Raw genomic sequence first — 14,300 nt, forward strand, 5'->3', positions numbered from 1 at the left:
TTTCAGCAGGATCCGATTATGGTTTGGAATATCATGGATCCTCACCTTGATTTCTGGGACGGGCACGGAGGATACCATGAGAAGAACAGGCATCGCCAACTGCCCCTCCACGGGGGCCACCCACCGGCATGGCTCATGAGGAGGATGATTAAACTCTCAGGGGCCATTGCAGAGGTCATAATCGAGGAGTACGGGACCTCAGAGTTCATATCAAGGATATCAGATCCCTTCTGGTTCCAGGCCTTCTCATGTGTAATAGGCTTTGACTGGCACTCATCAGGGACAACCACAACAACATGCGGAGCCCTCAAATCAGCCCTTGATCCTGAAAGGCATGGTATACTCGTTGCAGGTGGTAAGGGGAGGGCCTCAAGGAGGACCATCCATGAACTTGAGGGGGCGGGTGAACTCTTTGGCCTTGACAGCTCCGGGCTGCAGTATGCAAGCAGAATCTCTGCAAGGGTGGATAACAGCTGCATCCAGGACGGCTTCCAGCTCTACCAGCACACCTTCATGGTTGATGGGGATGGTGAATGGACGGTGATCCAGCAGGGCCTCAACTCTGGGGGTGGCTACGCCAGGAGGTACCACTGGCTCGGTTCAGGGGTTGATGAGTACACAGAGAACCCCCACACAGGAATCTCATCCGATAGAAGATTTGATGAGGTCCTTGACATGACCTCACCCATGAGCAGGGGTGCAAGGAGGGTCAGCGTGGACCTTGTATGCGACGGACCCGAACATATCAGGAGGTACCTGACGGGTCAGAGGACGCTCTTCGACTTCAACGTCCTTGACATACCGGCCCATCACCATGTTGAACTCTCTGAGGGGGATATGGCCGTACTTGAAAGGGCCCATGAGCTGCAGCCATCAGACTATGAGGAACTTGTCATGGTGGAGGGTCTTGGGGCGAAGAAGATACGTGCCCTTGCCCTTGTGGCGGAGCTGGTCTATGGTGAGAGGGCCAGCTGGAGGGACCCTGCGAGGTACAGCTACGCCCACGGGGGAAAGGACGGCCACCCCTACCCTGTGGACAGGGAGACCTATGACTCCACGGGGGATTACCTGAGAAATGCCATTGAGGATGCAGGGATCGATAGGAAAGACCGCCTGAGGGCCCTGGAGTCCCTTGGAAGATTTTTGAAATTATAAGAGGACATGGCATTGCCTTCCTGCCAGCTGCTGCGGCGTCTTTTTCAGGACCCATATTGAAAAAGAATATGGTCTCTGCGGAATCTTTAAAGCCTCAGCTGAGATTATATTAAACATCCTGAACTGTGTTATCTTTATGATGAGGTGTTACCTGTGAAGGGAGTTCTTGTGATATCAAACATGTATCCCAGTAAAGAGAATAAATCCTTCGGTAGTTTCATTAAGGTTCATGTGGATGCATTCAGAGACCATACCGACCTTGAACAGTTTGTTGTTGCAAACACTGACCCCGGGAAGGGCCTGCCACGCCTTATATACAAGTATGGATCCCTGCTTTTACGGTCGGTGTGGTATTCCCTGCGGAAACCCTTTGATGTGATCCACGCCCACTATGTATTCCCCACGGGATTCATAGGCCTTATATGCCACTGGCTCACAGCCAGACCCCTCATAGTAACGGTCCACGGGGGTGATATCAATAACCTTGCAAGAAGGAACTCCATCCTCTTTAAAATTTCAGGCTTCATCCTCAGGAGGGCCGCCGCAGTAATCGCTGTTAGCAGGGATATCAGGGACAAGCTTGTGAACGAATTTGGGGTTGACGGGGGGAGGGTGCATATAATCAACATGGGCGTTGACACAGGGGTTTTCAGACCGCTGGATAGGGAAAGGTGCCGGGAAAGGCTTGGCCTCTCGGGTAATAAAAGAATAGTCCTGTTCGTTGGGAACATAATACCACGTAAGGGAGTGTTATACCTCCTGAGGGCCCTTGAGGGTCCGGAGTTTGTTGATGTTAAATGCATAATACTGGGGGCGGCTGTGGACAGGGAGTACATGGATACCCTAAGGGAGGTTTCAGGGTCTCTGGATGCTGATGTGGAATTCACTGGACCCGTATCCTATAGTGAGGTTGCTATCTGGATGAATGCTGCAGATGTTTTTGTTTTACCATCCCTTGAGGAGCCCTTTGGTCTTGTTGCACTGGAGGCCCTTGCATGTGGCACTCCAACCATTGCAACTGCAGTAGGGGGTCTTAAGGAATTTGTAAGGGAGTCAGAGACCGGCTACAGCGTACCACCAGGGGATCCTGATGCCCTGAGGGAGAAGATAAGAAGGGTACTTGACCCGGAAAACAGGTCAGAGGTTGAGTCTATGAGGGAGAGGGGACTGCGAGTGGCGAAATCATTCAGTACACTGAAGCAGATTGAAAGGATACTTGAGGTCTACCGGCAGGTTTCATGAAAATCTCCCTGGAGTATTTTTTCAGTCCATCCGTTCTTTTTATTCTAAATTAACCCTGATTTCTTTTAGGGGGAACATTTACCACATGCCATGATTATTACCATGATTATTACTTTTTCCTGTATTAACAAAAGATAAGTAATACTATTTTTATTTCAGAAATTATTAAATACTTCCTGGGGAATAGTGGATTACAGGTGATAATTTTTGATCCACATGTATTTCCCTTCACAGCAATCAGGGGCCAGGAGCTACTCAGGAAGGCCCTCATACTTAACGCAATCAACCCGAAGATTGGTGGAGTACTTATAAGGGGTGATAAGGGGACAGGAAAGTCCACCGCAGTAAGATCCCTCAGGGAACTCCTACCTGAACGCCCCGTGGTTGAAGGATGCAGATTCGGCTGCGACCCCACTGGAGGAGAGCTCTGTCAGGAATGCCAGGAAAGGCTCAGGAGGGAAGGAAGACTCCCTTCAAAGCCCGTCAGGATGCAGGTGGTTGATCTTCCAGTATCAGCAACAGAGGACATGGTCGTTGGTTCACTGGACATAAAGAGGGCTCTTAGGGATGGTATAAAGGCCCTTGAACCAGGAATACTCGCCAGGGCCAACGGGAACATCCTCTACATCGACGAGGTTAACCTCCTGGACGATTATGTTGTGAACACACTCCTTGATGCAGCGGCCATGGGCATGAACATCATTGAACGTGAAGGGATATCCATAATGCACCCCTCAAGGTTCATACTTGCAGGTACAATGAACCCTGAGGAGGGAGACCTTAGACCCCAGATAATAGACAGGTTCGGTCTCTGTGTGGATGTGGAGGCCCTCATGGATCCCGATGACAGGATAGAGGTTATAAAACGTGCAGTTGAATTCCAGGAAGACCCCGAGTCATTTCACAGGAAATTCATGAAAAAACAGGAGGCGCTCAGAACAAAGATTATGAGGGCCCGCAGAATCCTCCCAGATGTTGAAGTCCCTGAAGACGCCCTTTCACTGATAGTCAGAATATCATCTGCCCTAGGGATTAGGACCCACAGGGCTGACATCATAACAGCAAGGACAGCCAGGACCATGGCGGCCTTAAAGGGGAGGGAAAGGGTCACTGATGATGATGTAAGGGAGGCAGCACTCCTTGCAATGAAGCACAGGCTCAAACAGCTCCCGTTCCAGAGGGAACAGGAACTCGACCAGGACATGATCCAGGATATCATGGACGGTGAACTGGAGGATGAGGACACAGGGATTGATCGGAACCGGAAACTTAAACTGAACCTTGAAGCCACAGACCTCAGGGGCGCCCTCCAGGGAAAGACCAGCAGGGCCGTTGAGGCAAGAAAGGGGAAGTACGTCCGTGCAAGACCGAACCCTGAACCTGAAAGCATAGCCATGGATGCAACCATAAAGAGGGCGGCTGCAGATGGAAGCCCCGTGGTCCTCCCGGAACACCTCATGGAGAAGGTCCGGGCTGGGAGGGCCGAGACACTCTACATAATCGTCCTTGACACATCATCATCCATGCGCCTCGAAAGGAAGATAAAATTCGCAAAGACCGCATCATGGCTCATACTCAGGGACTCCTATGAGAAGAGGAACCGTGTGGCCCTCATTGCATTCAGGGGCCATAAGGCGGAGCTCGTGGTTGAACCAACATCAAACTATGAATCAGTTGAAGAAGCCCTTGAGGAGCTCTCGTCAGGTGGAAGGACACCCCTGACACCCGCCCTGAAGCTCGCGGCTGAGGTTTCTGCCTCACATAAAGATGATGCAGCCACCATCATCGTAATCTCGGACGGCCGCTGCAACGTCTTCATCAACTCCAACCTTGAGGAGGACATCAGGATGCTCGCACCGGAACTTGATAGGGTGAACATGATATTCGTGAATGCAGAGCCATCAGCAAGGAGCCTTGGAATCCTTGAGGATATAGCGGCGAATTTCACATCAGAGGTCCTCTACCTTGACGATATACTCATATAGGAGGTTTTCAATGTTTAAATTCGAGAAATTCACAACATCGGATCTTGCATTCACGGGACTCATAATAGCCCTCATGTACATAGTCCAGACCATCACCATCCTGGGTGTATCCGCACTCACCCCTGTAGATGCCCTTAAATCGGTTGCATCGGCATTCTTCGTATGCATAGTGATAAGCATAGGCCTTGCAAGGGTGGGGAAGATAGGGACCTTCACAATCATAGGCCTCGTTAACGGGATAATATGTGGCCTTATAATGCCCGCCTTCCTCCCCCTCCTCCCGGCAACATTCCTGGGGGGACTTGCAGGTGATGCTTCGGTGGCAGCTGTATACGGGGGATACTCATCAAGGAATTCCCTCCTCATGGGCTGCGGGGCCGCCAAGTTCATCGAGACAATGGTCATCCTCACATTCCCCTTCCTCCTGGGATTCTCAACCTTCATGCTGGCACCCCTCCTTATCCTTGCATCAGCGGTTACCGTGGCGTTCCTTGCAATGCTCGGAGCCCTTGTCGGTTACGGTATCATAACCGAACTCCGGATGGCAGGAGCACTTCAGTAGGAGGATCCATAATTGGATTTCGAAAGCCTCTTCTCACCATTCACAGCCGGCGGAGGAGGGTTCTTCAGGGACATAAACCCTGTTGCGAAGCTCATGGCGGTAGTAGGGGCCACAGCACTATCAGTGATGGTTTCCGACCTCATGCTCCTCATCACCATGGGCCTCATCTTCCTGGTTTTCATAGTACTCTCAGGGGCCCTCAGGGCATCCATCCCCTTCCTCTCACTCATAGTATTCTTCTGGCTTGTCTCGGTCATGCTGGCATCCTTTACAGGCGGGGGCATCGGCTATGCAATGGGTTTCAGCCAGTTCTTTGCAAGGTTCTTCATCATATCAGGGGCCGGCATCTTCTTCGCCTTCACAACATCACCCCTACAGCTTGCATCAGCCATGGAGTCCCTGAAGATCCCCGGTGAAATCATATTCACACTCACCGTGACCCTCAGGTACATACCCGTCCTTGCACTTGAAACCGCAGCCATATGTGACTCCCTCAAACTCAGGGTTAATCTCTCAGGCTTCAGGATGCTGTTCAGCCCATCAATACTCTACAGGGGCCTCATAGTACCCCTCATCATAAGGGCGGTTAAGATCTCGGATGAGGTTGCAGTAGCAGCAGAGTCAAGGGGATTCGACCCTGGAAGAAGGCATAACACACCCATGGAGTTTAACGGGAGGGACCTTGCATTCATGGCCCTATTTGCACTGTTCCTCTCATCCATAAAGTTAATTGAAATCGTGAGGTGATCCACCTTGCTCATGGTATCAGTTGAGGACGTCCGCTACAGCTACCCCCACCAGAGGGAGAGGGCGCTGGACAGTGTTAACTTGAAGGTTAAGGCGGGTGAATCACTCTTTGTAACAGGCAGAAGCGGGAGCGGAAAGTCAACCCTTGCAGCTGCCATCACAGGCATAATACCAAACATAACCAGGGGGAACTTCCAGGGAAGAGTTACCGTGAACGGGAAGGACACGAGGTCCACCCCCATCAGGGAACTTGCAGCCGAGGTGGGATACGTCTTCCAGAACCCTGAATCACAGTTCTTCACCCTCAAGGTGGACCAGGAGGTCTCCCTAGGCCCAGAGAACCTTGGACTTGATGACGTTGATGAGAGGGTTGAGGAGGCCCTCAGGATGGTTGGCCTTGAGGATAAGAGGCATGAAAGCGTCTTCAACCTCTCGGCGGGTGAAAAGCAGAGGGTTGCAATAGCATCACAGCTCTCAATGTCCCCTGAGGTTATTGTGATGGATGAACCAACAGCCAACCTCGACCCCCAGGCAACAGAGGACTTCTTCAGGGTCCTTGAGAACCTCACAGGCAGGACCCTCATACTCATAGACCACAGAACCTTCAGGGTCCCTGAGGTCTTCGACAGGGTGGCAGTCATGGAGGAGGGAAGGATAATCCATGAAGGAGACGCTGATGAACTTATGGATAGGGACTTCAGAGAGAGGTACGGCCTCAGAAGCCCTGAAAGGAAATTCAGCCTCAATAAGAGAAACAGAAAAGGAAGAACGCTTCTGAGGACATCTGGGCTCTCCAGGAGCTACGGGGACGGGTTCAGACTGGAGGACATAAACCTTGAACTTGACGGCGGCACGGTACTCGGAGTCACAGGACCCAACGGTTCAGGGAAGACAACCCTTGCAAGACTAATAGCAGGGCTCCTGAAACCCCACAGGGGAAGAGTTGAGGTCCGTGGAAGCGTCGGTCTGGTTATGCAGGACCCTGACCACCAGCTCTTCATGGACACCGTTGAAAGGGAGATAACCTTCGGGGTGGAGGATTACAATCCCGGGGACGTGGAGGATGTCCTGAGAACCATGAACCTCCACAGGCACATCCACAGGCACCCCCATTCACTGAGCGGGGGTGAGAAGCAGAGGACGCTAATATCGGTCTTCCTCTACAGGAAACCCGATGTTATAATCATGGACGAACCAACCACGGGGATGGACCTTGATAACATGAAAAGGTTAGCCTCCTGGATAGAAAGGCTAAGGGAGATGGGAGTGGCCGTCATGATAATAACACATGACCATGAATTCCTTTCAATGGTGGCAGATGACATCATGGTCCTCAGGAATGGACGCCAGGTAAACAAGGATAAGGGTGATCTTGTATGAAAAAAATACTTGCAGTTACCACGATAAACAATACAGCCTCCCTTAAGGAGGCCATAACCAGGATAAGGAGGAGCATGGGGAGATACTCAGAATAAGAAAGATATACCTTGAAAAATATGAGGACCCCCACGCACCCCTTGATGAACTCGGGGAGGAGGTTGCTGAATCCGATGTTATACTTGTGGATATAAGGGGTGATGAGAGGATAGGAAGGGAACTTCCAGGGATACTCAGGGGCATGGACAGGACCGTTATAAGCCTTGTCTGGGGCAGCAACCATATCCTCTCCATCACATCAATGGGCAAACTTGATCTTAGAGAAATCCTTGAAAGGGCCCCCCAGGGAATCGACCGGCAGGTAAGGAGGAGGGACGCTGAAAGCATCATTAGAATCCATGGCTCGGATGATATAAGGGAGGACCTTGAGAACTGGTTCAGGATCATGGACTACTATGCTGGAGGCGACCCTGAAAACCTCAGGAACATGCTGCTCTTCATACTCAACAGGTACACGGACCTTGAAATCCCCTACGATGAACCCATGGAGGTACCCTCGTATGGGCTCTACCTCCCCTTCAGGGGATTCTATACCGATCTTGAATCCTACAGGAGGGCTTCGGGCTTCGACCCGGACCTCCCAACGGTGGGTATGCTCTTCTACTCAGGGATGCACTTTGATGATACAAGGCCCCTTGTGGAGGAACTCTACGCAAGGCTCCATGGAAGGGTGAACTGCACCGCGGTCTTCTCAGACGTTGAGAACAACCTCAGAGCAATAAAGGAATACATGGATGACGTGGACATCTTCATAAACATGCAGTACTTCCAGCTAAACGGCGGACCACTAGGCGGTGACCCTGCAGAGACCAGGAAGATCCTCTCAGGGATAAACGCACCCTACCTGATATGCCTCAGGGGCTATGAAACAGACCTTGATGAATGGGAGGCTGAACTCCCTGGCCTGAACCCAATGGAGATAATCCTTGGAATCACCCTCCCAGAACTTGACGGCGGCTTCGAACCCCTCTTCACTGCAGGGATGAGGACCATGAAGGATGAGGACCTCGGTGAGGTGCGCCTGGTGGAGGTCCTCCCTGAAAGAATGGACAGATTCGCTGCAAGGATCCTTAACTGGCTGAAGCTAAGGGAGAAGGAGAACAATGAGAAGCGAATCGGCATAATAATCTACGACTACCCTCCAGGCGAGGCAAACCTTGGAAACGCAGGCTACCTTGACGTTCTGAAAAGCCTTGAAATATTCCTCAAGGAACTGAAGGATAGGGGCTACAGGGTCAGGATCCCGGAAAGGCCGCTGAAAGAGATCCTCATGGATGAGGGAATTATGAACAGTCCAGTGTACATTGAAAGCGGAGGGATGCGCCTCCCTCTGGATGAGTACATGAGATGGTTCAGGACCCTCCCCGAGGGCATCCAGGAGGATGTCAGGGAACACTGGGGCGAACCACCAGGTGAAATCATGGTGAACGATGAGGGGATAATAATACCCATCCTTGAACTGGGATCGGTCTACATAGCCCTACAGCCATCAAGGGGTGTTCAGGAGGCTGAAGCCTACCATAGGAGGGACATCCCACCCCACCATCAGTACCTCGCATTCTACGCCTACCTTCAGAGGAACATTGACGCTGTGGTCCACTTCGGAATGCACGGCACCCTGGAGTTTCTCCCTGGAAAGGAAACAGGTCTGGGCCCTGAATGCTACCCCGACATCCTGATAGGCGAACTCCCAAACATCTACTACTACTGGGCGGGTAACACCTCCGAGTCAACCATAGCAAGGCGGAGATCCTACGCCCTCCCTGTCTCCCATGCATCACCACCAATGAGGCCATCAGGGCTCTATGGGGACTACCTGAGACTCGAAGAACTCATAGAGGAGTGGTGTGACGGCTCAGATGAGGCAGAGAAGCTCATACTTGAAAGGGCATCCGAACTCAACCTCCCGGCTGACGTGGCCGGGATTGAAAGGGAGATCTACCGTATGAGGAGGCGCCTCATACCCGGAGGCCTCCATGTCATGAACCGTGAATGGACAGAGGACGAACTGGTAAGCTACCTCATGGGCGTCCTGAGATTCGACCGTGAACACCCCTCAATCCATTCAATAATAGCTGAGAGGATGGGACTGGACTACGCTGAGGTGAAGGACACATCCAGGGCCCGGCTTATAGAGGATGAGGCTGAGTCTATAATCAGGAAGATAATACGCGGTGAAGAGACTGAGCTCCCTGAGGATTACAGGGAATGGGTTATGAGCATCTGCAGCCGATGCAACTTCACAGGGGAGGCTGAGGCCATAATGAGAGCCCTTTCAGGTGAATACGTAAGGCCCTCACGAGGCGGTGACCCTGTAAAGGACCCTGAGACCTACCCGACAGGGTATTCGATGTACGCCTTCGACCCCATGAAGATACCCACCGCCGCTGCGGAATCAAGGGGGAGGAGGGCGGCGCGGCTGCTGCTGGAGGATTACTTCAGTGAGCACGGCAGATACCCTGAAACGGTTGCGCTTGTACTATGGGGATTCGAAACCCTTAAGACCGGCGGTGACACGGTTTCAATGATCCTTGAACTCCTCGGGGTCCGATTGGACAGCAGGTACGGTCCATGGGCCAGGAACCTGGACGTCATCCCCCTGGAGGAGCTTGGACATCCAAGGGTGGATGTCCTGATCAACATCTGCGGAATATTCAGGGACACCCTCGGAAACCAGATAGAGATCATTAACAGGGCCATCACGGAGGTTTCAAAACTTGATGAGGACCCTGAAGACAACTATGTCCTGAAGCACATCATGGAGGACGGCTCCAACACACCACCGGCAAGGATATTTGGACCGGCACCCTCAGAATACGCCAGCAGCCTCCCGGACATGATCGGGACCGGTTCATGGGAGTCGGAGGAGGAACTTGCCCTTGAATACATTGATGACATGTGCCATGCGTACCTGCCCTCAGGGGTTTCTGAGGCCGGGGAGGACTTCAGAAGGAACCTCAGGAGGGTTGATGTTGTTGCCCAGGAGAGGGATAACGTGGAGTATGAGGTGACGGACCTGGACCATTACTACGAGTTCATGGGGGGCCTCACGGCATCTGTAAGGAACCTTGGGGGGTCATGCAGTGTCAGGGTTCTTGATTCAACAGAGGATGAAATCTACCTTGAAGGACTCGAGGAGGTTATAGGTAGAGCTGCAAGGACACGCCTCCTGAACCCTGCCTGGCTTGAGGGGATGCTCGCCCATGACCATCACGGTGCAAAGAATGTTAAGGACCGTGTGGAGCACCTCCTTGGTTTCTCGGCGACCACGGGGAGTGTTGAGAACTGGGTCTATGATGATGTGGCAGACACCCTCCTCCTTGACCCTGAGATGATGAGGAGGCTCTCTGAGAACAACCCCTTTGCAACCATGAGGATGGGTGAGATACTCCTTGAAACATATGAGAGGGGATACTGGGACGCTTCAGAGGAGAGGATCCAGAGGATAAGGGAGATGATCCTGAAGCTGGAATATGAACTTGAATAGAGCACTCAGAATCCCACTAACAGTATACATGAAAGTGGTTGATTAATACATCTTTCCATTCCAGTTAAATGAAAAATGTTAATACTAATGAGAAAAGTAGATATACATGTATGTTATCTGCCCTCATTGTTGTTGATGACACCGTCACATCAATGGAAATTGAAAAACTCCTTGAATCAATGGGGTACCGTGTATGGAAGGCAGGAAACAGTGAGGAGGCTATCAGAACAGCCCTGTCAGTGAAACCGGACATAATAATCATGGAAACAGTCCTTGAATCAGGCGATGATGGTATAGAAACTGCGAGGATCATAAAATCCCACGCTGACGTCCCGGTGATCTTCATAACATCACAAGCCGATAGAGATGTCTTTGAAAGGGCATCAGGGGCTGAACCCGACGCATTCCTCCTGAAACCCCCTGACTCAGGGGAACTTGAATACATAATAAGACTCTCGGTTGACAGGAACAGGATTTGGAGACTCTTTTTATCTGCAAATGAACGCTACAGAAGAATACTCAATACAACCAGTGATGGTGTCTGCATCCTGAGGCATGATGGGCTCATACAGTACTGCAACGAGAGGATGGCCAGGATACTCTCAGCAGGCACCGATGAAATCATCGGAAGAAACATCAGGGAATTCCTACACCCGGATGAAAGGGAGAGATTCACAAGGTTAATCGATTCATGCAGGAAAGGCTCCAGGGGGAGCCACGAGCTTAGATTCACAGGGGCTGACGGGAAAACACTGTGGCTCATAATGGAAGGACACCCCCTGGACGACCCAGACTCAGGGACCTGCTTCTCCATGTTCCGGGATGTGACAGAAGAGAAGGTACTAGCTGAGAAACTGAGGAGAAACAGAAGGTGTCTTGAACTCCTCAGTGAAATAAACCACCTGGCCGCAGTATCCTCAGAGCCGCCCCAGCTCATGAGGGGAATCTGCAGGGAACTTGTCAGTGCGGGTTATTCGTACGCAGCCATCCTTGATGATGAATTCATGACACTTGAGGATGAAGGGGAAAGACCCCCTGGCAAGTTCACCACTGGATTAAAAAGGGATGGTGAAATGGGGGTCTATGTCACCGAAGTCCCCCTCAGGAAATCATACATCATGGTAGCAGGCGGAATCATGGATGAAACCGAAACCAGGGTCATTGATGAGATCGCATCAACACTGGCTGGGACCCTGAGGCGTATGGAGTCCGAGCGAAAATTCGAAGCAGCAGACCTCAGGTACAGGGAGCTCTTTGAAAATGCAGGAGACGCCATGTTCATCATAAGGGATGACAGGATAATCCAGTGCAACAGGAGGGCCAGGAAGCTCTTCAGGGCAGATAAGGATGAGATAACAGGAAGACACCCATGGGACCTCTCCCAGGAATACCAGGGCGGGAGGAGATCAGATAAACTGGCCCATGAACTCATGGAAAGGGCCAGCCGTGAGGGTGCCTATGAATTCAACTGGACCCACCGTAAGATGACAGGAGAACAGTTCCCTGCAAGGGTCACCCTTAACAGATCAGGGGATGTTCTCATGGCAATAATCAAGGACATGTCAGAACCCTACAGGGCCCATCAGCGGATAAAGGCGGAGCACCGGAAATTCAGGGACCTTTTCGAGTCAATCCCGGATGCAACCTTCGCCATAGACACTGAGGGCAGGGTGATTGCCTGGAACCGTGCAATGGAGAAGCTGACAGGTATTAAAAGGGATGAGATAATCGGGAGGGGTAACAGGGAATACGCACTCCCCTTCTACTCCCGCAGGACACCAGGCCTCCTGGAATCCATACTCACAGGTGAAGAGCCCCCAGGCAGTACCTTCACCTCACCAGGGATGGTGACCTCCTCAATGCAGAGGTCCATGTAAAGGGAATGGGCAAACACTTCCATCTAAGGGCATCACCCATATATAATGAAAAGGACGAGGTAATCGGCGCCATAGAGATAATACGAGACATCACAGACTACATTGAGACAGAAAAGAAGCTTGAAAGATCAAGGGAAAATTACAGGGCGATATTCGAGAACAGGGCAACACCAACAGCGGTCCTCGACAGGAAATGGCGCGTGTTGAAGTCAAACAGGGCATTCAGGGAGACCCTCAACATACAGGACGGGTTCAACCTCAAAGGCATCATACACCCTGACGACATCCATAGACTTGAAGGACTCTCTGACTCAGGGAGAACACATCTCAGGATAAGGTCCAATGGAGAACTCCTCCACATGATAGTCCACAGGGGTGATCTTCCAGGTTCAGACAGGACGGTGCTGAGCTTCAATGATATAACAGGCCTTAAAAGGTCCCAGCGGAGACTGAAAAGGGAGCTCAGGGTCAGGAAACTCCTGAGCGAGATACATCCCATCGCGGTATCCTCGGAGGATGCGGACAGATTCACCGAGGACGTGCTTAAACTCATATGTGAACTGACAGGGGCAACTGGAGGGATGATAAGCCTTGGAAACACTGTTATCAGGGATGGTCAAATAGGGGTGGAAGAAGAACCCCCGGAGGGAATAAGTCAATCCGGAAGGCTCATACACCTCTCATCAGAGGACACAGGCGCAGTGATAACACTCAGGGGAGAATTCAGGGACCATGACCTCCGGGCACTGAGGCACATACTGCACTACTATGACCTTGCAGTGAACCAGATAAACTACAGGAACAGGATAAAGGAACACAGGAACAACCTCAAACTCATAAACCTCATACTGAAATCATCGGAGAGAGAAAAACCTGAAGACTTCCTTGAAGAGGTTATTGATCTTATAACAGAGTACACAGACTTTGACTCAGCCGCAGTACACATGAAGGACCCTGATATAACGGTAAGCAGGGGTTCATTAAAGGCCCCGGACACCATACCATCCACAGGAGTGGTGAAATGCCATGAAAGGAGGGCTGAAATTCCCATAATCATCGAGGATGAGTACAGGGGCGTTCTGATACTCCGGGGAGATGAACCTACCAGAAAAAGAGAGTTCCTCGAGGTCCTGTCAAATGAAATATCCGATGGACTGCAGAGGATCCTCCTGAAAAACAGGATCATCGAATCACTCCATGAAAAGGACGTTCTTCTAAGGGAGATCCACCACAGGGTCAAGAACAACCTCCAGATAGTCGCAAGTCTTCTTTCACTGCAGGCAGGTTACACAGATAACAGTGATGTTAAGGGGGTTCTGCAGGACAGCCAGTTAAGGGTCCGTGCAATGGCCCTGGCCCATGAGAAGATATACAGGTCAAGGAATGTCTCAGAAATCAACCTTGCAGGGTACATCAGGACACTGGCAGAGGAGATGATAACCCTCCAGTCACATCACAGGATGTTCATCGACCTTGACCTCGACCTTGATGAGATAAAGGCTGAGATGGACAGATGCATACCCCTGGGCCTCATAACAAACGAGATAATCTCCAATTCAATCAAACACGCCTTAAGGGGTGAACGCGGCAGGATAAAAATAATCCTCAGGAGGGAGGATGGTCATGGAATCCTCACAATCTCGGATGATGGCAGGGGACTCCCCCAGGACTTTGACATTGACAGGGTCAGGTCCCTTGGGATGCAGCTTGTATCAAACCTTGTAAGGCAACTTGAGGGTGAACTTGAATATGGAAGCAGAGAGGGGGCATGGTTCCGGATAAAATTCCCCATCTAGTGCACCGGATAA

At 51.3% G+C, this 14,300-nt stretch carries 9 protein-coding genes; all 9 read left to right on the forward strand.

Translation table 11 applies throughout. The features are described from left to right. Positions 1–18: 18 nt before the first annotated feature. The 9 genes from N5910_RS04320 to N5910_RS04360 all read left to right on the forward strand — a co-directional run bounded on the left by N5910_RS04320 (position 19) and on the right by N5910_RS04360 (position 14,288). Positions 19–1,155, forward strand: a complete 1,137-nt coding sequence (locus N5910_RS04320) for a DUF763 domain-containing protein (RefSeq protein ID WP_390893155.1) — start codon at positions 19–21, stop codon at positions 1,153–1,155. Positions 1,156–1,308: 153 nt separating this feature from the next. Continuing rightward, positions 1,309–2,397 (forward strand): glycosyltransferase family 4 protein, encoded by a 1,089-nt coding sequence (locus N5910_RS04325; RefSeq protein WP_238337988.1) that lies wholly within the window; start codon positions 1,309–1,311, stop codon positions 2,395–2,397. Positions 2,398–2,594: 197 nt separating this feature from the next. Continuing rightward, complete coding sequence (locus tag N5910_RS04330; protein WP_084531197.1) at positions 2,595–4,382, forward strand: magnesium chelatase subunit D family protein; 1,788 nt, start codon at positions 2,595–2,597, stop codon at positions 4,380–4,382. A gap of 10 nt (positions 4,383–4,392) precedes the next feature. After that, positions 4,393–4,944, forward strand: coding sequence for a hypothetical protein (locus N5910_RS04335; protein WP_191216521.1), 552 nt, complete (start codon positions 4,393–4,395; stop codon positions 4,942–4,944). A gap of 12 nt (positions 4,945–4,956) precedes the next feature. After that, entirely contained in the window at positions 4,957–5,691 is a 735-nt protein-coding gene (locus tag N5910_RS04340; RefSeq protein ID WP_074358887.1) for an energy-coupling factor transporter transmembrane component T family protein, read from the forward strand. A 12-nt stretch (positions 5,692–5,703) separates the two neighbouring features. Continuing rightward, complete coding sequence (locus tag N5910_RS04345; protein ID WP_238338011.1) at positions 5,704–7,071, forward strand: ABC transporter ATP-binding protein; 1,368 nt, start codon at positions 5,704–5,706, stop codon at positions 7,069–7,071. 181 nt (positions 7,072–7,252) lie between these two features. Continuing rightward, complete coding sequence (locus tag N5910_RS04350; RefSeq protein ID WP_261599842.1) at positions 7,253–10,615, forward strand: cobaltochelatase subunit CobN; 3,363 nt, start codon at positions 7,253–7,255, stop codon at positions 10,613–10,615. A gap of 110 nt (positions 10,616–10,725) precedes the next feature. Continuing rightward, positions 10,726–12,492: a PAS domain S-box protein gene (locus tag N5910_RS04355; RefSeq protein WP_261599843.1), complete on the forward strand. Its 1,767-nt coding sequence runs from the start codon at positions 10,726–10,728 to the stop codon at positions 12,490–12,492. Positions 12,493–12,497: 5 nt separating this feature from the next. After that, entirely contained in the window at positions 12,498–14,288 is a 1,791-nt protein-coding gene (locus N5910_RS04360) for a PAS domain-containing sensor histidine kinase (RefSeq protein WP_074358891.1), read from the forward strand. Positions 14,289–14,300 lie beyond the last annotated feature (12 nt).

The organism is Methanothermobacter wolfeii (assembly GCF_025397995.1).
Classification (GTDB): Archaea; Methanobacteriota; Methanobacteria; order Methanobacteriales; family Methanothermobacteraceae; genus Methanothermobacter; species Methanothermobacter wolfei.

Coding starts and splice junctions, on each gene's coding strand:
- N5910_RS04345 (WP_238338011.1), top strand. CDS start 5,704: ATGGTATCAGTTGAGGACGTCCGCTACAGCTACCCCCACCAGAGGGAG.
- N5910_RS04335 (WP_191216521.1), top strand. CDS start 4,393: ATGTTTAAATTCGAGAAATTCACAACATCGGATCTTGCATTCACGGGA.
- N5910_RS04360 (WP_074358891.1), top strand. CDS start 12,498: ATGGGCAAACACTTCCATCTAAGGGCATCACCCATATATAATGAAAAG.
- N5910_RS04355 (WP_261599843.1), top strand. CDS start 10,726: ATGTTATCTGCCCTCATTGTTGTTGATGACACCGTCACATCAATGGAA.
- N5910_RS04320 (WP_390893155.1), top strand. CDS start 19: ATGGTTTGGAATATCATGGATCCTCACCTTGATTTCTGGGACGGGCAC.